Here is a 16,420-nt window from a genome sequence, read left to right as displayed (position 1 = left end):
ACGTTGCAGATCGAGGCGTCGCCTGTGGTGTCTGGCCGGGACGACCGCAGGGGCGTCCAGGGGAGCCCGGGCCTTTGCGCGGACAGGCCACCATGGCGGGGGAAAACCGACACTCCCAGGGCCCCCGGGGCTGGCCAGCGGCCGCTTCCGCCTGCCGCCGTCATATCCCCTGGGCCCCCCGGCCGTTAGAATGGCGGCCGCTGTCCACCGCCCGCTCCCGGAGCCCCCATGCCCGTTGAAGCCCAGCCGGTAGCCACCGTCGTCGACACGACCGGTGCGCCCGGCTATCTCTCCATTCGTGACCTGCGCAAGGAATTCGACGGTTTCGTCGCCGTTGACGACGTCAATCTGGACGTGCGCAAGGGCGAGATCTTTGCCCTGCTCGGTGGCTCCGGCAGTGGCAAATCGACCCTGCTGCGCTGCCTGGGTGGCTTCGAGACGCCCACCAAGGGCAGCATCACCCTCGACGGCCAGCGCCTGGACGCGCTGCCGCCGTATCAGCGGCCGGTCAACATGATGTTCCAGTCCTATGCCCTGTTCCCGCACATGACGGTCGAGCAGAACATTGCCTTCGGCCTGAAGCAGGATGGCCTGGGTAAGGACGCGATCAGCAAGCGCGTCGGCGAGATGCTCGACCTGGTGCAGATGGGCCACCTGGGCAAGCGCAAGCCGCATCAGCTGTCCGGCGGCCAGCAGCAGCGCGTGGCGCTGGCGCGGTCGCTGGCCAAAGGGCCGAAGCTGCTGTTGCTGGACGAGCCGATGGGCGCGCTGGACAAGAAACTGCGCTCGCAGATGCAGCTGGAACTGGTCAGCATCATCGAATCGTCGGGTGTGACCTGCGTGATGGTCACCCACGATCAGGAAGAAGCGATGACCATGGCCACCCGCATCGCGGTGATGGATGCCGGCTGGATCCAGCAGGTCGGCAAGCCGGACGAGGTCTACGAGCAGCCGGCCAACCGCTTCGTCGCCGAGTTCATCGGTTCGGTCAACCTGTTCGACGGGGTGATCGACGAGGACCTTCCCGAGTACGTGACCGTGCGCTCGCCGCTGTTCCCTGCGCCGATCTACATCGCCCATGGCATCACCGGCTATGAAGGGCAGCCGGTCGCGTTCGCGCTGCGCCCGGAAAAGGTGATGATCGGCAAGGACGAGCCGGAAGGGCACACCAACAAGGCGCAGGGCGTGATCGAGGACATTGCCTACTTCGGCAGCCACTCGGTGTACCACGTGCGCCTGCCCAGCGGTGCCAAGGTACTGGCCAACTTCGCCAACTCGCAGCGCTGGGCCAGTGATGGCCTCACCTGGGGCGACGAGGTGTGGGTGCACTGGCGCGACAACGACGGCGTGGTGCTGACCTCATGAGCGTCGCCGGCCTGAAGCGCTGGTTGCCGGGGCTGCGTGCCACGGTGATCGGCATTCCGTATCTGTGGCTGCTGCTGTTCTTCGCAGTGCCGTTCCTGATCGTGCTGATGATCAGCTTCTCGCTCAGCCGGGTCGGCTCGCCGCCGTACACCTGGCTGCTGCAGTACGCCGATGGCGGCTTCTCGCTGAAGCTGAACCTGGAAAATTACCTGGCGCTGTTCCGCGACTCGATCTATGCGCAGGCGTTCCTGAGCTCGATCAAGATCGCGGCGATCTCGACCTTCCTGACCCTGCTGATCGGCTACCCGATGGCCTATGCCATCGCCCGCCTGTCGCCGGCCGCGCGCAACGTGGCGATGATGCTGGTGGTGCTGCCGTCGTGGACCTCGTTCCTGATCCGCGTGTATGCGTGGAAGGCGATCCTGGACCGCAATGGCCTGCTCGACCAGTTCCTGCAGTTCACCGGCCTGCAGACGCTGATGACGTCGATGGGCCTGCCGAAACTGCAGCTGATCGACACCCCGACCGCCGCCTACATCGGCATCGTCTACTGCTACCTGCCGTTCATGGTGCTGCCGCTGTACGCCAATCTGGTCAAGCACGACCACCGCCTGCTGGAAGCGGCCTACGACCTCGGTGCCAAGCCGTGGCAGGCGTTCCTGCGCATCACCCTGCCGCTGTCCAAGGCCGGCATCATCGCCGGTTGCATGCTGGTGATGATCCCTGCGATCGGCGAATTCGTGATTCCGGAAATGCTGGGTGGCTCGGAGACGCTGATGGTCGGCCGCCAGCTGTGGAATGAATTCTTCAACAACCGCAACTGGCCGGGTGCCTCGGCGATGGCGGTGGCGATGATCCTGTTGCTGCTGGTGCCGATCTTGCTGTTCAACCGTTCCCAGCAGCGCCTGCTGGAAGGGAAGCAGGCATGAGCCCGCGTAGCGCAAAGGGCCTCGGGCTGGGTGTGCTGCTGCTCGGCTTCGCCTTCCTGTACCTGCCGATCCTGTTGTTGATGTTCTATTCGTTCAACAGCTCGCGGCTGGCGATGGTCTGGGCCGGGTTCTCTACCCGCGCCTACAGCGACCTGTTCGCCGACCGCGCGCTGATGGATGCGATGTGGACCAGCCTGGTGGTCGCGTTCTGGACCGCCTGTACCGCCACCGTGCTGGGCACGCTGGCGGCAATGGTGATTACGCGCTTCAAGCGCTTCCGTGGCAAGCCGCTGTTCGGCGCGCTGGTGACCGCGCCGCTGGTGATGCCGGATGTGATCCTGGGCTTCTCGCTGATGGCGCTGCTGGCCTCGATGGGCGCGATTCCCGGCTTTCCGGCGCGCGGCCTGACCACCATCTGGATCGCCCACGTCACCTTCACCCTGTGCTTCGTCACCGTGGTGGTGTCCTCGCGCCTGCAGGAAATGGACCTGTCGCTGGAAGAAGCCGCGATGGACCTTGGCGCCAGCCGGCTGACCGTGTTCGGCCGCATCACGCTGCCGATCATCGCGCCGGCGCTGGTGGCCGGTTGGCTGCTGGCGTTCACCCTGTCGCTGGATGACGTGGTGGTGGCCAGCTTCGTCGCCACGCCGGGCTCGACCACGCTGCCGATGAAGGTGTTCGCCTCGGTGCGCATGGGTATCAGCCCGAAGATCAACGCACTGGCCACGCTGCTGGTGTCGGCGGTATCGATCGCCGCGGTGATCGGCTGGTACATCAACGCCCGCGCCGAGAAACGGCGCCAGCGCGACCTGCAGCTGGCGCGGCAGGAAAACGGCTGAGCACACGGTCTGTCGACAGTGCCGGCAACATCCGGCTCACGGGCGGCGGCGCACAATGGGGGTCTTCCAGATGGAGATCCCCCATGACCGTCGAGATTGTCGACCCGGCCACCGGCCAGGTGACCTACCGCCATGAACTGATGGGTGCTGCCGACGTCGAGCAGCGCCTGCAGGCTGCTGCCGATGCCTTCCCCGGCTGGGCCGAGCGCTCGCTGCAGGAGCGGGGGGCGATCCTCAAGCAGATCGCTGGCCAACTGCGTGCGCGCCGCGATGGTCTGCAGCAGGCGATGACCCACGAGATGGGCAAGCTCAAGGCAGAGGCGTTGGCCGAGGTCGACAAGTGCGCGGCGGCCTGCGAGTTCTACGCCGACCACGCAGCTGATTATCTCAAGCCGCAGCTGATCGACACCGAAGCCCAGCGCAGCTATGTGCGCTACGAGCCGATCGGCTGCGTGTTCGCGGTGATGCCGTGGAATTTCCCGATCTGGCAGGTGTTCCGTTTCCTCGCCCCGGCGTTCATGGCAGGCAACGTGGCCCTGCTCAAACACGCCAGCAACGTGCCGCAGTGCGCCGACCTGATCCTGGCGGTATGCCGTGACGGTGGCCTGCCTGACGGCGTGTTCGATGTACTGCACATCGACAACGACCAGGCGGCCGAGGTGCTGCGCGACGCACGGGTGAAGGCGGTGACGCTGACCGGCAGCGAGCGGGCAGGGCGCTCGATCGCGTCCAACGCGGGCAGCCAGCTGAAGAAGTCGGTGATGGAGCTGGGTGGCAGCGATGCCTTCGTGGTGCTCGACGATGCCGACCTCGACAAGACCGTGGCGGCGGCGGTGAAGTCGCGCTTCGACAACAGCGGGCAGACCTGCATCGCAGCTAAGCGCTTCATCGTGGTCGAGGCGGTGGCCGATGAGTTCACCCGGCGCTTCGTGGAAGCCGCGGGCGAGCGCCAGTACGGTGATCCGGACGAGCGCGGTACCACGCTGGCGCCGATGGCGCGCGCGGACCTGCGCGACGAACTGCACAAGCAGGTGCGGGCCAGCGTGGCCAAGGGCGCGCGGGTACTGCTGGGTGGTGAGCCGATTGCGGGTACACATGCCGGCTATCCGGCCACCGTGCTCGATCAGGTCGGCCCGGGCATGCCGGCCTACGACGAGGAGCTGTTCGGACCTGTCGCTGCGGTGATCCGGGTCAAGGATGAGGCCGAGGCACTGCGCGTGGCCAACGACACCCGCTTCGGCCTGGGCGGCAGCGTGTGGACGCGCGATCCAGTGCGCGGCGAACGTTTCGCGCAGCGCATGGAGTGTGGTGCAGCGTTCGTCAACGCCATCGTCAAGAGCGACGCGCGGTTGCCGTTCGGCGGCAGCAAACAGTCCGGTTTCGGCCGGGAGCTGGCCGACCACGGCATCCATGAGTTCATGAACATCAAGACCGTCTACGTGGCTTGATTCCGAACGGTAGTGCCGGCCGCTGGCAGGCATTGCCTGGTTGCCGGCCAGCGGCCGGCACTACCAGAAGCGGGTCATTCGCCACGACCCACGGTCGTGGCCTACCGGTTTGGTGGGTATCGATGCCCACGTGCTCGGTGGGTATCGACGCCCCCCGTGCCTGGTGGGTATCGACCGTTGGTCGATACCCCTCACAACCACTTCGCGCGCTTGAACAACCGGTACAGCCCCACGCACACACCGCCCACGCCCACGATCATCAGCGGGTACGACCACGGCTCGCTCAGCTCAGGCATGTGGCTGAAGTTCATGCCGTACCAGCTGGTGATCAGTGTCGGCGCCGCCAGCAGCGCGGCCCATGCACCCAGCCGCTTGACCGTCTCGCCCTGCGCCAGCGTCACCAGCGACAGGTTCACGCTCAGCGCGGTGCCGAGCATCTCACGCAGGGTGTCGATCACATCGCTGATGCGTACTGCGTGGTCGTGGACGTCGCGGATGTACAGCTTCACTTCGTCGGGGATCAGCTCGCCCTGGTAGCGGCGCAGCTGCGCCAGTACGTCCTGCAGCGGTGCCACCGCCATCCGCATCTTGTTCAGCTCGCGCTTGAGCTCGTACAGCCGCACCACCGTGCTGCGCTTGTAGTTGTCCGCAAAGATGTCCTTTTCCAACAGGTCCAGGGTGTCGCGGAAGCGGTGCACGATCGGCAGGTAGTTGTCGACCACGAAGTCGGTCACCGCGTACAGACAGTACGACGGGCCCATTTTCAGCAGCTGCGGCTCGCGTTCCACCCGCGCACGCACCGGCGCGTAGGACAGCGAGGCACCGTGGCGCACCGTGACCAGGAAGCGCGGGCCGAGGAAGGCGTGGGTTTCGCCGTACTGGATGCGTTCGTCGACCATCTGTGCGGTGGTTACCACCACGAACAGCGAATTGCCGTAGGTCTCGACCTTGGGACGCTGGTGCGCGTTGCGCGCATCCTCGATGGCCAGGTCGTGCAGGCAGAATTCCTCCTGCAGTTTCAGCAGTACATCGTCGTTGGGGTCATACAGGCCGACCCAGACGAAGCCGTTGCCGCTGGCGATGACATCGCTGATGGCATCCAGGCTGATGTCGTGGCGTTTGCCCTCGTCATCGTAGTGGACGCAGTTGATGACGCAGGCAGGGTTGGCCGAAGCAGGGGCGGAAGCGGAGGCGGGCAGTGACATGCCCGCCATCGTGCGTCAGTGCCGTGTTTCCGACAAGTGAGGACGCCGCCCCAGCACCCAGGCCAGCGCCACGTGCACCGGCAGCAGCAGCACGATCCACTGCACGTTGTACTGTGCCTGCAGGCTCAGCCAGTGCAGCACCAGCGCGGCCACTGCCTGTACCGCCAGCAGCCACAGCACGATCCTGAACATGCGGCCCGGCACGCGCCGGCGCAGCAGGGCGATCGCACCCGGCAGCAGCAGCACCGCCAGCGGCGAGAGCAACAGCAGGTTGCGGTTGGCCCAGGCGGCGTAGTGAATGCTGAAGCTCCACAGGAACACCAGCACGCCACCGAACAGGGCGCACAGCAGCCAGAACGGCAGGGCCAGCCCCGCCAGCAGGCGCGGGCGGTTGCGCAGCGCCATCACGCCAGCGGCGACTACCAGGCCGCACAGCAGCCACGGCCACCAACGGCGTGCGAACTCCTTCGGCTCCGGGTCGATGCGGTGCGGCAGCAGTTCCTGTTCGGACTGCACCAGCGGACGCCCATCGCTGTTGCGTGCCTGGCGCAGCGCATCGGCCAGACGCATCGGCACAAACGCTTCCTGCCAGCGCGACAGCGGCTGGTCGGCGAACGGCCCGAGGCCTACATCGAAGCCCAGCCACATCCACGGTGCCGGCGATGCCAGGCGAACCGATTCACTGCGGTAGGTATTGCCGCGCGAGCGCCCCGACAGCTGCGACTGCAGGCCGCCACCCAATGCCTTGTCCACCGTGTCGCGCACCATCGTGGCGCAGTTGGCGGTGTAGTAATCGTAGTGGTAGCGCGCGTTCTCCGGCTTGGCCCGCTCGGCCAGGTCGGCCGCCAGCGCACGCGCCTGGTCGGGGCGCAGGTCCAGCCACTGCACGCTGGCACCGCGGCCGGTCTCGTCGTAGTACGACAGGTCCTGCTGCAACGGCAGCGCCACCAGGTAATACATCATGTCGCCGCGTGCGAAGCGGCTGATGAAATCGTCCTCGGACGGATCGAAGTAGCCGAAGTTGTACGAGGTCGCCTCGCCGCTGACCGGATCGAGCACCACGATGGCGTCGTGGCCGAAGCGTTCGAAGAACACGGTGCCCGGCTGCATGGTCACCACGCCGATGCGCGGGGCAGGGGCTTCAGCATTGGTCGCGGGTACGGCAGGTGTGGCTGCCGCCGGCTGCGCGAACGCGGCCAGTGGCAGGGCCATGGCCAGCACGCACAGTGCCAGCCACACCGTGAGGATCAGGCCGCGGCGCTTCAAGCGTCGTCCTGCGCGTCCGGCGGCAGCACGGTCACGTGGAAGGCCTGTACCCGGCGCGCATCGGCGCGGGCCACGCGGAACATGAAACGGTCCAGCGCCAGCTCGTCACCGACTTCCGGCAGGTGACCCACGGCCTCGGTGACCAGGCCGCCGATGGTGTCGTAGTCCTCGTCGGAGAAGGTGGCACCGAAGCGCTCGTTGAAGTCACCAATCGGGGTCAGCGCGTCGACCACGTACTGGCCGTCGGACTGGATGGCGATCTGCGCCGAGGGATCTTCAGCCTCGTCATGCTCGTCGTCGATCTCGCCGACGATCTGTTCCAGCACGTCCTCGATGGTGACCAGGCCGGCGACACCGCCGTACTCGTCCACCACGATGGCCATGTGGTTGCGCGACAGACGGAATTCCTTCAGCAGCACATTGAGCTTCTTCGCCTCCGGGATCAGCACCGCCGGGCGCAGCAGCTCGCGCACGTTGGCCGGGCCGTTGTCGGCAACCACGCCGCGCAGCAGGTCCTTGGCCAGCAGGATGCCAAGGATGTCGTCCTTGTTCTCGCCGTGCACCGGGAAGCGTGAATGGCCGGATTCGACCACCTGCTTCATCAGTTCCAGGAAGGGCGCTTCTACCGGCAGCGAGACCATCTGCGAGCGCGAGATCATCACGTCGCCCACGGTCAGCTCGGCGACCGAAATGGCGCCTTCCATCATCTTCAGGGTATCGGCGGCGATCAGACCCTCTTCCTGCGCGGTGTGCAGGACAGCGACCAGCTCGTCGCGGGTATGGGGTTCGCCGGAGAAGGCGGAGGTCAGGCGTTCAAGCCAGCCGCGCTTCTTTTCACTGTGCTCCGCAGGGGAGCTACTACTGTCGTCTTCTGACATCTCTGGAAAAAAGGCACCCGGCAGGCCGGGCGTTGGCCCAAGTCTAGCAGGATGTGACGGCCTGTCAGTGACTGCCGGTGGCCGGGGCAGGGGCGGCCGGGGCCGGCTCGTCCTCGGGCAGGTCCAGGCTGTAGGTGCAGCCGGCCAGGGTCTTGCCGGGGTGGGAGGCCACGGTGGAGACGCTGAGGATGATCGACTCGATCTGGGCCTCGCCGGTCTTCGGGTCGGTCACGTCGCGGCTGACCACCTCGCGGCCGGCCATGAACTTGCCGTTCTGGTCGTAGCCGGTCTCCAGCGCCAGGCGCTTGGCCAGCGGGCGTGGGTCGGCCTGGTCGAGGACGGCCATGATGCTGGCGCCGGCCACCGCCACCCGCTCGGTCTGTTGGCCGAAGACGGTGATCGGGCTGGCCAGCCGGTACTCGCTCATGAACTGGTTGCCCTGCGGCAGCGGCTGCAGGCCCTGGGCCACGGCCTTCAGCGGATCGGCCAGCAGCGGCGCCAGCGCGGCCTGCTCGGCCACGCCCTGGCGGCATTCGATCAGGGCCGGCAGGTCAAGACTGGAGGCGAGGGCCGAAGGCACCGCAAAGGCACACAGCAGGGGCAGGCAGCAACGCAGGGACACGGGCAGGTTCCGCAGTCGGGCCGGACATCATAACGGTGACGGGCGCGGGTTCTCAGCCTTGTTGCGGCGGCGGCCGCGGGTCAGCAGGGCACGTAGACCCATCACCGGCAGCGTGAGCAGCACCGCCTGCATCGAAACGTGGAGGACCGTGACCAGCCCGCGGGCCGCGAACTGCAGCAGGCCCGTTTGTTCGAACCAGGGCATCAGTGCCGGTTCGGCGGCCTTTGCCAGTGGCACGTACATTGCGCAGAGCGCGTACAACAGCCAGAGTGAGGCGGTTGAGGCATGGAAGAACGGCAACGTCGCCGCCGAGCGTCGCAGGCGCTGCTGGACTACCACGCGCCAGGCCACCGGCGCGGTGAACGCGCCAATCAGCATCAGCAGCAGGGCCCCCGTCACCAGGCCCGTCGTGGTGCTCATCCCGTGCCGCTGTTGCAGCAGGTGAGGCCCGATCCCGCCGACGACCAGGCTGGCAATGACGCACGCCGGTGACAGCAGTGCCAGCGTGCGCAGCAGCCAGTGCTGCCCGCTGGGGTCGCGTGCACTTACACGGCGAACGGCATGCGCGCCCAGCACCAGCAGAATGGCGAGAAGGCCGGCAGCCATCATGATCGTCATGAAGCCGTTCCCTGGGTTCATCCTTTTTCCTTCCGCGTCCTGGCCGGTGTTGAACAATAGCGCAGCGCATGGGCTGGCACTCAGCCCGGGCGCAGTCAGGGCGGATTCCGGCGCGTGGTCGCCGGGTACCAGCGCAGCCTGACCGGGTAGCCCAGCTGCACCTGCAGGTGGTCGCGCAGGGCCGCTGCGGTCGCGCGGTTGGCTGGGGTATCCCGCAGCTCAACCTCCAGCTCCCCGGTCTTGACATCCAGGCTATAGCCGAACAGGTCGGGCAGCTGGGCCCGCAGCCAGTCCCGCTGTGCATGCAGGCGGCGCGTCATCTCCGCTTCGGTCATCGCGGCACCGGTGATGTAGTGCACACGTTGCGGGCCATCCGCCCCTGGGTGTGTCTCATCGGCCTCGGGTGCGGCGCCTGTCAGTCGCACCACAACGTTCCAGCCCCTCGCATTGTCCACCCAGATGCCGGCCAGACGTGCCGCGTGCCGCGCTTCCAGGCGCTCGATCAGCGCCCGCTGCTGGGCGGTGGCGACGGTGTTGCGGGTGTCGCGCTCGCTGCTGCCGAAGAACGCCCGTAGTTCGGCGACCTTTGCGGCGATGTCGGCCTCGCTGTCGCTGGTAGGGAACGGTGAAGGACGGTCAGGATCGGGCATCAGGCCTGCCCCGGACTGCAGTAGCGCGGCAAGCACAAGTGCGGGCAGGGTCATGCTGCGCTCCTCTTCCGTGAGTGCGTGGGCCCGGAACAGAGCCCGGTGTCAGCGCTCGCCCGCGTACGGGTCGGCGATGCCCAGCTCGGCCAGGATGTCGCGCTCCAGCTGCTCCATCGCCTCGGCTTCCTTGTCGTCCTCGTGGTCCCAGCCAAGCAGGTGCAGCACGCCGTGCACGGTCAGGTGCGCGTAGTGGGCGTTGAGCGCCTTGCCCTGTTCGTCGGCTTCGCGGGCCACCACCGGTGCGCAGATCACCAGGTCACCGAGCAGTGGGAACTTGACGCCCTTGGGCAGGCCTTCGGGCACTTCGGCCGGGAAGCTGAGCACGTTGGTCGCGTAGTCCTTGCCGCGGTAATGGCGGTTCAGCGACTGCCCTTCCTTGGCATCGACCACGCGGATGGCCAGATCGGCCTCGCGGATGCGGCCCTTCAACGCGGCGGCCACCCACTTGCGGAAGCTCACCGCCGCCGGCAGGCCGGCACGCGGCAGGGCATAACTGACGGCGACGTCCAATCGCACGGGGCCACGGGTCATGGAGTTGCTCCTGGTTGGATCTGATGCAGGTCGCGGCGGTCGTAGGCGCTGACGATGCGCGCGACCAGCGGGTGGCGGACCACGTCACGGGATTCGAAGAAGGTGAAGCTGACGCCCTCGACCTCGCGCAGCACGTCGATGGCGTCGCGCAGGCCGGACTTCACATGCTTGGGCAGGTCGGTCTGGGTCAGGTCACCGGTGACCACCGCAGTGGAGCCGTAACCCAGGCGGGTCAGGAACATCTTCATCTGCTCGATGGTGGTGTTCTGCGCCTCGTCCAGGATCACGAACGCATCGTTGAGCGTGCGGCCGCGCATGTAAGCCAGCGGCGCGATCTCGATGACGTTCTTCTCCAGCAGCTTGACCACCTTCTCCACGCCCATCATCTCGTACAGGGCGTCGTACAGCGGTCGCAGGTAGGGGTCGACCTTCTGGCTCAGGTCGCCGGGCAGGAAGCCCAGCTTCTCGCCGGCCTCCACCGCCGGGCGCACCAGGATCAGGCGCTGCACCCGCGATTCGTTCAGGGCTTCGACCGCGCTGGCTACGGCCAGGAAGGTCTTGCCGGTACCGGCCGGGCCTATGCCGAAGTTGATGTCGTGGGTGGCGATCTGGTGCAGGTAGCGGCCCTGGTTGGCACCGCGGCCGCGTACCGTGCCGCGCTTGACCTTGATCGCCACGTCCTGTGCTTCATAGGAGCGCTCGGCGATCTGCTCGACATTGGCCTGCGCCAGGCGCAGATGGATGGCGTGGTTGTCGAAGGTGGTTTCGCCGGCTTCGGCGTACAGCGCTTCAACCAGCTTCTGCGCCTCGACGATGGCCTCGTTGGGCCCGCTGATGCGGAACACGAAGCCACGATTTGCGATCTCCACACCGAGCTTCAGCTCGATCTGGCGCAGGTGCCCGTCGAAGGGGCCGCACAGGTTGGCCAGTCGCTCGTTGTCTTCCGGCGACAGGGTGAAGTCTCGATGATCGATGCTTTTCATTGCTTGGGGTGGGGCTGACGCCTTCCACCGCAGTGTATTCAGGGAGGACAAGGGTAGCGCGCGTGCGGGGCACACGGCCAGCAGACGGTCGATACAGCGTTTTCCACACCCGGTGTGGACGGGGCACGCGGAAACCTGTGGATAGACCTTCGCAATGCTTGTGCCACAAGGCCCATGAGGTCCTGGTGAAAAAAACGTCATGGTCGCCGGTCGCTACGGCAGCACTGCCACGGGTGGCCTGCGCGGGGGGCATTCATCGTGATGGCAGTGCAGGTTTCGTTGCCCGGCGAGCAACAGCGCGAGGTCGTGCCGGATTTCCACAACGGTTGTGGAATGATGCCGAATCAACCTGTGGATAGCTGGTGCGGAGCCTTGCAGCAAAAGGCTTGCCCACGCGTGGTGAAAAAACCGTCAGGGCTGATTGGAATCATTGAGGGTGCACGGGGCACATGGCACCGTGTCGCCGTCGCAGGAGGGGATGGCATGGGCATCGGCAACGGGATGCGTGGAATCGGACTGGCGGGCATCGGCCTGCTGGTGGGGTGTGGGCAGTCAACGCCGACTGCCCTGGGCACGCTGGAGTGGGACCGGATCACGTTGCCGGCACCGGCGGCCGAAGTGATCGCCACGGTGGAGGTGCGCGAGGGCCAGCAGGTCAAGGCCGGGACCGTGCTGATGCAGCTGGACCCGGTGCGGGGAGACGCGCAGTTCGCCGCAGCGCAGGCTGATACGGCGCGTGCGCAGGCGCAGCTGGAAGAACTGCAGATCGGCCCACGCCAGGAGCAGATCGCTCAGGCCAAGGCACAACTGGCCGCGTTGCGCGCACAGGCTGCCGAAGCAAGTGCCTATTACCGACGGGTCCAGCCGTTGGCCCAGCAGCGCTTGATTGCCGCCGCTGAACTGGATCGAGCACGCGCCGCCGCCGGCAATGCCGAAGCCAGCGTGCGTGCTGCCGAGCAGGCCTGGCTGGAGCAGGTGCACGGCAGCCGTGTGCAGGATATCGCCCAGGGCCAGGCGGCCGCCGATGCCGCACGGGCACAGCAGGTGGTACAGAGCGTGAACCTGCAGAAGCTGCAGTTGCGTGCACCGCGCGACGGGGTAGTCGATGCATTGCCCTACCGGCAGGGGGACCAGGCACCGATCGGTGCGCCGCTGGCAGTGATGCTGGTCGGCGAGCGCCCCTATGCGCGCGTCTACCTGCCGCAACCGCTGCGTCTGCAGGTGAAGGTCGGGCAGGCCGCACAGATACAGCTGGAAGGCGGCAACACCGTGCTGAAGGGGCATGTACGTGCAATCCGTAGCGAACCATCGTTCACGCCGTACTACGCACTGACCGGCGATGACGTCGAACGGCTGAGCTATCTGGCCGAGATTGAAGTGGACGGGAACAGCGACATGCAGAAACTGCCAGCGGGTCTTCCGGTACAGGTGCGCTTCTGAACACCGGTGCGGACATCGCGGTGCATGCGCAGGGCCTGACCCGCCGCTTCGGCGAGCTGCTGGCCGTGGACAACGTCGACCTGACCGTACCGCGCGGACAGGTATACGGTTTTCTGGGCCCGAACGGGTCTGGCAAGTCGACCACCATCCGCATGCTGTGCGGCCTGCTGGAACCCAGCGCAGGGCAGATCGAGGTGCTGGGGTTGGCGGTTCCCGAGCAGGCCGAAGCGCTGCGCCGACGCATCGGCTACATGACCCAGCGCTTCTCGTTGTACGAAGATCTGTCGGTGCGCGAGAACCTGGAATTCCTCGCCGCCATCCAGGACCTGCCGCGTGCACAGGCCCGGCAGCGGGTCGACACGCTGCTGCAGCAATACCGGCTGCAGGACCGCCAGCCACAACTGGCTGGCACGCTCAGTGGTGGCCAGAAGCAGCGCCTGGCCCTGGCCGGTGCAGTGGTCCATTCGCCCGAACTGCTGTTCCTGGACGAGCCGACCAGTGCGGTCGATCCCGAATCGCGCCGCGATTTCTGGGAAGCCCTGTTCGAGCTGGCCGATGCCGGTACGACGGTGCTGGTGTCGACCCACTACATGGACGAGGCCGAGCGTTGCCACCGGCTGGCGATCCTCGATCGAGGCGCGCTGGTCGCCGACGGCACGCCGGCCGAACTGTGTGCACGGCTGGACGGCCGCACGCTGCAGGTCACCTCGACGCAGCCGCGCCAGGCCAGCCGCGCACTGTCTGAGCTGCCCGGCGTGCTGAGCGTGGCGCAGATCGGCACCCAGCTGCGGGTATTGTGCAGCGAGGATGTCGCGGACGCCGCCGCATTGCGGCGCGCGCTGGCCAGCGCCGATCCGCAGGCCCGCATCGAGGCGGTGGCACCGAACCTGGAAGACGTGTTCGTGGCCGCCACCCGCGGCCGTGGCCGGGAGCCGGCGGCATGAACCTGCGCCGCCTGTGGGCGATCATGCTCAAGGAGCTGCGGCAGCTGCGCCGCGACCGCATCACGCTGGCGATGATCGTCGGCATTCCGGTGATGCAGCTGCTGCTGTTCGGCTACGCGATCAATCTCAACCTGCGTCATCTCAACGCCGGTGTCGCCGACCAGGCCAACAGCGCGGCGTCACGCGCGCTGGTGCAGGACATGGTCGCCACCGGCGTGATCACGCCGCGCAGCGAGGCGTACACGCCCGATCAACTGATGCAGGCGCTGCGCCGTGGCGAAATCAGTGTCGGCATCGTGGTGCCGGCCGACTTTGAGCGTCGTCGCTTCGATGGACGCGAAGCGGTACAGGTGCTGGTCGACGGCAGCGACACCGTGGTGCAGAGCGCAGCGATCCAGCTGGCACAGGTGCCGCTGGATACGCGTCCGACCAGCAACACGCGGCCGCTGCGCGAAGGCAGCATCGCTGGTGGTCCGATCAGCGTGACCAGCTTCTACAACCCGCAGCGGCGTTCGGCGGTGAACATCGTGCCGGGCCTGATCGGGGTGATCCTGACCATGACCCTGGTGATGTTCACGGCCGTAGCGGTGGTGCGCGAACGCGAGCGCGGCAACATGGAACTGCTGATCGCCACACCGGTGTCGCGCAGCGAACTGATGGTCGGCAAGGTGCTGCCCTATGCGGCTATCGGTCTGCTGCAGACCACGCTGGTATTGGTGCTGGGCACCTGGCTGTTCCAGGTGCCGATCCGCGGCAGCCTGCTGGACATCTATCTGGCCGCGGTGCTGCTGGTGCTGGCCAACCTGGCGCTGGGCCTGCTGATCTCCACGCGCGCGCGCTCGCAGTTCCAGGCGATGCAGATGACGCTGTTCCTGTTCCTGCCGTCGATCCTGTTGTCGGGCTTCATGTTCCCGTTCGCCGGCATGCCACGGCCGGTGCAGTGGCTGGCCGAAGTGCTGCCGCTGACCCACTTCCTGCGCCTGGTGCGCGGCATCATGTTGCGTGGCGCCTCGCTGTGGGAGCTGTGGCACGATGCGCTGGCGCTGCTGGCCTTCATCGTGGTGATGATGACGCTGGCGATCCTGCGTTTCCGCAAGCGATTGGATTAGGGAATGCCGACCAACGGTCGGCATCCACAACTACCGCGGTGGGTGCCGACCGTTGGTCGGCACACCCTAACCTTATTCCGCCACCACGCGCGCGCGCAGCGAATTGGTCAGCGCTTCGGTGATCACCACGTCCACGAACTGGCCGATCAATCGTGCCGGCGCCGGGAAATTCACCGAACGCATGTTTTCGGTCTTGCCGGTCAGTTCGTTCGGGTTCTTCCGCGAAGGACCTTCCACCAGCACCGTCTGCACGGTACCGACCATCTTTTCGGAAATGCCGGCAGCGTGCGCATTGATGCGTTCCTGCAGGCGCGACAGGCGAGCGTGCTTCTCGGCATCGCTGATCGTGTCCTCCAGATCCGCGGCCGGCGTGCCCGGGCGACGCGAATAGATGAAGGAGAAGCTGTGGTCGAAGCCGATGTCCTCGATCAGCTTCATGGTCTTCTCGAAATCGGCATCGGTCTCGCCGGGGAAGCCGACGATGAAGTCCGAGCTGATCGAGATGTCCGGGCGCACCGCGCGCAGCCTGCGGATCTTCGACTTGAATTCCAGTGCGGTGTAGCCACGCTTCATCGCCGACAGCACGCGGTCGCTGCCTGCCTGTACCGGCAGGTGCAGGAAGTTGGCCAGCTGCGGCACGTCGCGGAACGCATCGATCAGCGAATCGCTGAACTCCAGCGGGTGCGAGGTGGTGAAGCGGATGCGGCCGACACCATCGATCTCGGCGATGGTGCGGATCAGCAGGCCGAGGTCGGCAAATTCGCCCTCACCATACGGCCCGCGATAGGCGTTGACGTTCTGGCCGAGCAGGTTGATCTCGCGCACGCCCTGCGCGGCCAGCTGCGCCACTTCCACCACCACGTCCTCGAACGGACGGCTGACTTCGGTGCCACGGGTGTAGGGCACCACGCAGAACGAGCAGTACTTGGAACAACCTTCCATGATCGAGACGAAGGCCGAAGCACCTTCGGCGCGTGGCTCGGGCAGGCGGTCGAACTTCTCGATCTCGGGGAAGCTGATGTCCACCTGCGGGCGCTTCTGCTCGCGGCGTGCGCGGATCAGTTCCGGCAGGCGATGCAGGGTCTGCGGGCCGAACACCAGGTCCACGAACGGGGCGCGCTTGATGATCGCTTCGCCTTCCTGCGAGGCAACGCAGCCGCCCACGCCGATGATGACCTCGCGGCCCTTGTTCTTCAGGCCCTTCCATACGCCCAGCTGGCTGAATACCTTCTCCTGCGCTTTCTCGCGGATGGAGCAGGTATTGACCAGGATGACGTCGGCGTCGTCCGGGCTGTCGGTCAGTTCCAGCCCATCGCTGGCGGCAAGCACGTCAGCCATCTTGGCCGAGTCGTACTCGTTCATCTGGCAACCGTGGGTCTTGATGTACAGCTTGCCTTTCACCTGGTCGGGCTTGCGCGGACCGGCGGGCAGGGCAACGAGCGGGGTACCGCCCGGCGTGGCGGGCGGAAAGACGTCTGGCGTCCCGGTCATGGCGCTTAATCCATTCGGGTGGCGGGAAAGCGGGCAATTCTACCC

The 16,420-nt window shown here is 66.5% G+C and carries 16 protein-coding genes; 7 read left to right on the top strand and 9 right to left on the bottom strand.

Annotation, left to right across the window (positions count from 1 at the left end; all coding sequences use genetic code 11):
* The first annotated feature begins 228 nt into the window (after positions 1-228).
* The 4 genes from AC5O77_RS10600 to AC5O77_RS10585 all read left to right on the top strand — a co-directional run bounded on the left by AC5O77_RS10600 (position 229) and on the right by AC5O77_RS10585 (position 4,581).
* Entirely contained in the window at positions 229-1,365 is a 1,137-nt protein-coding gene (locus tag AC5O77_RS10600) for an ABC transporter ATP-binding protein (protein WP_032130239.1), read from the top strand.
* Positions 1,362-2,294: an ABC transporter permease subunit gene (locus AC5O77_RS10595; protein ID WP_049399899.1), complete on the top strand. Its 933-nt coding sequence runs from the start codon at positions 1,362-1,364 to the stop codon at positions 2,292-2,294. The genes AC5O77_RS10600 and AC5O77_RS10595 overlap by 4 nt, the downstream gene beginning before the upstream one ends.
* Positions 2,291-3,133 carry an ABC transporter permease subunit gene (locus tag AC5O77_RS10590; RefSeq protein WP_494506793.1) on the top strand — a complete coding sequence of 281 codons (843 nt, stop codon included), beginning with the start codon at positions 2,291-2,293 and terminating at the stop codon, positions 3,131-3,133. The genes AC5O77_RS10595 and AC5O77_RS10590 overlap by 4 nt, the downstream gene beginning before the upstream one ends.
* 83 nt (positions 3,134-3,216) lie before the next feature.
* The gene (locus tag AC5O77_RS10585; RefSeq protein WP_494506792.1) at positions 3,217-4,581 is read left to right on the top strand and encodes an NAD-dependent succinate-semialdehyde dehydrogenase; all 1,365 of its coding nucleotides are present in this window, start codon (positions 3,217-3,219) and stop codon (positions 4,579-4,581) included.
* 191 nt (positions 4,582-4,772) lie between these two features.
* On the opposite strand, the gene AC5O77_RS10580 is transcribed toward AC5O77_RS10585, so the two are convergent.
* The 8 genes from AC5O77_RS10580 to AC5O77_RS10545 all read right to left on the bottom strand — a co-directional run bounded on the left by AC5O77_RS10580 (position 4,773) and on the right by AC5O77_RS10545 (position 11,391).
* Positions 4,773-5,795, bottom strand: coding sequence for a magnesium and cobalt transport protein CorA (locus AC5O77_RS10580; protein WP_494506791.1), 1,023 nt, complete (start codon positions 5,793-5,795; stop codon positions 4,773-4,775).
* A gap of 6 nt (positions 5,796-5,801) precedes the next feature.
* Positions 5,802-7,052, bottom strand: a complete 1,251-nt coding sequence (locus AC5O77_RS10575; RefSeq protein ID WP_478057107.1) for a lipoprotein N-acyltransferase Lnb domain-containing protein — start codon at positions 7,050-7,052, stop codon at positions 5,802-5,804.
* A complete protein-coding gene (locus AC5O77_RS10570) occupies positions 7,049-7,930 on the bottom strand; it encodes a CorC family transporter (RefSeq protein ID WP_005408827.1) in 882 nt (293 codons plus the stop codon). The genes AC5O77_RS10575 and AC5O77_RS10570 overlap by 4 nt, the downstream gene beginning before the upstream one ends.
* A 64-nt stretch (positions 7,931-7,994) precedes the next feature.
* Positions 7,995-8,552 (bottom strand): hypothetical protein, encoded by a 558-nt coding sequence (locus AC5O77_RS10565; RefSeq protein ID WP_094000133.1) that lies wholly within the window; start codon positions 8,550-8,552, stop codon positions 7,995-7,997.
* Between the two features lie 27 nt (positions 8,553-8,579).
* Complete coding sequence (locus AC5O77_RS10560) at positions 8,580-9,191, bottom strand: hypothetical protein (protein ID WP_094000132.1); 612 nt, start codon at positions 9,189-9,191, stop codon at positions 8,580-8,582.
* 74 nt (positions 9,192-9,265) lie between these two features.
* Positions 9,266-9,874, bottom strand: coding sequence for a hypothetical protein (locus AC5O77_RS10555; RefSeq protein ID WP_125430859.1), 609 nt, complete (start codon positions 9,872-9,874; stop codon positions 9,266-9,268).
* A gap of 48 nt (positions 9,875-9,922) precedes the next feature.
* Complete coding sequence (gene ybeY / locus AC5O77_RS10550; RefSeq protein ID WP_019659039.1) at positions 9,923-10,408, bottom strand: rRNA maturation RNase YbeY; 486 nt, start codon at positions 10,406-10,408, stop codon at positions 9,923-9,925.
* Positions 10,405-11,391, bottom strand: coding sequence for a PhoH family protein (locus AC5O77_RS10545; protein ID WP_005415936.1), 987 nt, complete (start codon positions 11,389-11,391; stop codon positions 10,405-10,407). The genes ybeY and AC5O77_RS10545 overlap by 4 nt, the downstream gene beginning before the upstream one ends.
* A 483-nt stretch (positions 11,392-11,874) precedes the next feature.
* On the opposite strand from AC5O77_RS10545, the gene AC5O77_RS10540 reads away from it, so the two are divergent.
* From AC5O77_RS10540 to AC5O77_RS10530, 3 genes are read left to right on the top strand one after another with little or no spacing between them, the layout of a single operon-like run.
* Positions 11,875-12,831 (top strand): HlyD family secretion protein, encoded by a 957-nt coding sequence (locus AC5O77_RS10540; protein ID WP_478057106.1) that lies wholly within the window; start codon positions 11,875-11,877, stop codon positions 12,829-12,831.
* 20 nt (positions 12,832-12,851) lie between these two features.
* Positions 12,852-13,775 (top strand): ABC transporter ATP-binding protein, encoded by a 924-nt coding sequence (locus AC5O77_RS10535; protein WP_478057105.1) that lies wholly within the window; start codon positions 12,852-12,854, stop codon positions 13,773-13,775.
* A complete protein-coding gene (locus AC5O77_RS10530) occupies positions 13,772-14,884 on the top strand; it encodes an ABC transporter permease (protein WP_049399908.1) in 1,113 nt (370 codons plus the stop codon). The genes AC5O77_RS10535 and AC5O77_RS10530 overlap by 4 nt, the downstream gene beginning before the upstream one ends.
* 72 nt (positions 14,885-14,956) lie before the next feature.
* On the opposite strand, the gene miaB is transcribed toward AC5O77_RS10530, so the two are convergent.
* A complete protein-coding gene (miaB, locus tag AC5O77_RS10525) occupies positions 14,957-16,375 on the bottom strand; it encodes a tRNA (N6-isopentenyl adenosine(37)-C2)-methylthiotransferase MiaB (RefSeq protein WP_478057104.1) in 1,419 nt (472 codons plus the stop codon).
* Positions 16,376-16,420: the final 45 nt, after the last annotated feature.

The organism is Stenotrophomonas sp. INTA L402-1, from assembly GCF_059295135.1.
Note: the sequence above shows the minus strand (reverse complement) of the source record. Positions and strands in the feature narration are given on the sequence as shown.

Bases quoted from the DNA above. Each gene is read 5' to 3' on its own strand.
- AC5O77_RS10600 (WP_032130239.1), top strand. From the start codon at position 229: ATGCCCGTTGAAGCCCAGCCGGTAGCCACCGTCGTCGACACGACCGGT.
- AC5O77_RS10595 (WP_049399899.1), top strand. From the start codon at position 1,362: ATGAGCGTCGCCGGCCTGAAGCGCTGGTTGCCGGGGCTGCGTGCCACG.
- AC5O77_RS10590 (WP_494506793.1), top strand. From the start codon at position 2,291: ATGAGCCCGCGTAGCGCAAAGGGCCTCGGGCTGGGTGTGCTGCTGCTC.
- AC5O77_RS10585 (WP_494506792.1), top strand. From the start codon at position 3,217: ATGACCGTCGAGATTGTCGACCCGGCCACCGGCCAGGTGACCTACCGC.
- AC5O77_RS10580 (WP_494506791.1), bottom strand. From the start codon at position 5,795: ATGGCGGGCATGTCACTGCCCGCCTCCGCTTCCGCCCCTGCTTCGGCC.
- AC5O77_RS10570 (WP_005408827.1), bottom strand. From the start codon at position 7,930: ATGTCAGAAGACGACAGTAGTAGCTCCCCTGCGGAGCACAGTGAAAAG.
- AC5O77_RS10560 (WP_094000132.1), bottom strand. From the start codon at position 9,191: ATGAACCCAGGGAACGGCTTCATGACGATCATGATGGCTGCCGGCCTT.
- AC5O77_RS10555 (WP_125430859.1), bottom strand. From the start codon at position 9,874: ATGACCCTGCCCGCACTTGTGCTTGCCGCGCTACTGCAGTCCGGGGCA.
- ybeY (WP_019659039.1), bottom strand. From the start codon at position 10,408: ATGACCCGTGGCCCCGTGCGATTGGACGTCGCCGTCAGTTATGCCCTG.
- AC5O77_RS10545 (WP_005415936.1), bottom strand. From the start codon at position 11,391: ATGAAAAGCATCGATCATCGAGACTTCACCCTGTCGCCGGAAGACAAC.
- AC5O77_RS10540 (WP_478057106.1), top strand. From the start codon at position 11,875: ATGGGCATCGGCAACGGGATGCGTGGAATCGGACTGGCGGGCATCGGC.
- AC5O77_RS10530 (WP_049399908.1), top strand. From the start codon at position 13,772: ATGAACCTGCGCCGCCTGTGGGCGATCATGCTCAAGGAGCTGCGGCAG.
- miaB (WP_478057104.1), bottom strand. From the start codon at position 16,375: ATGACCGGGACGCCAGACGTCTTTCCGCCCGCCACGCCGGGCGGTACC.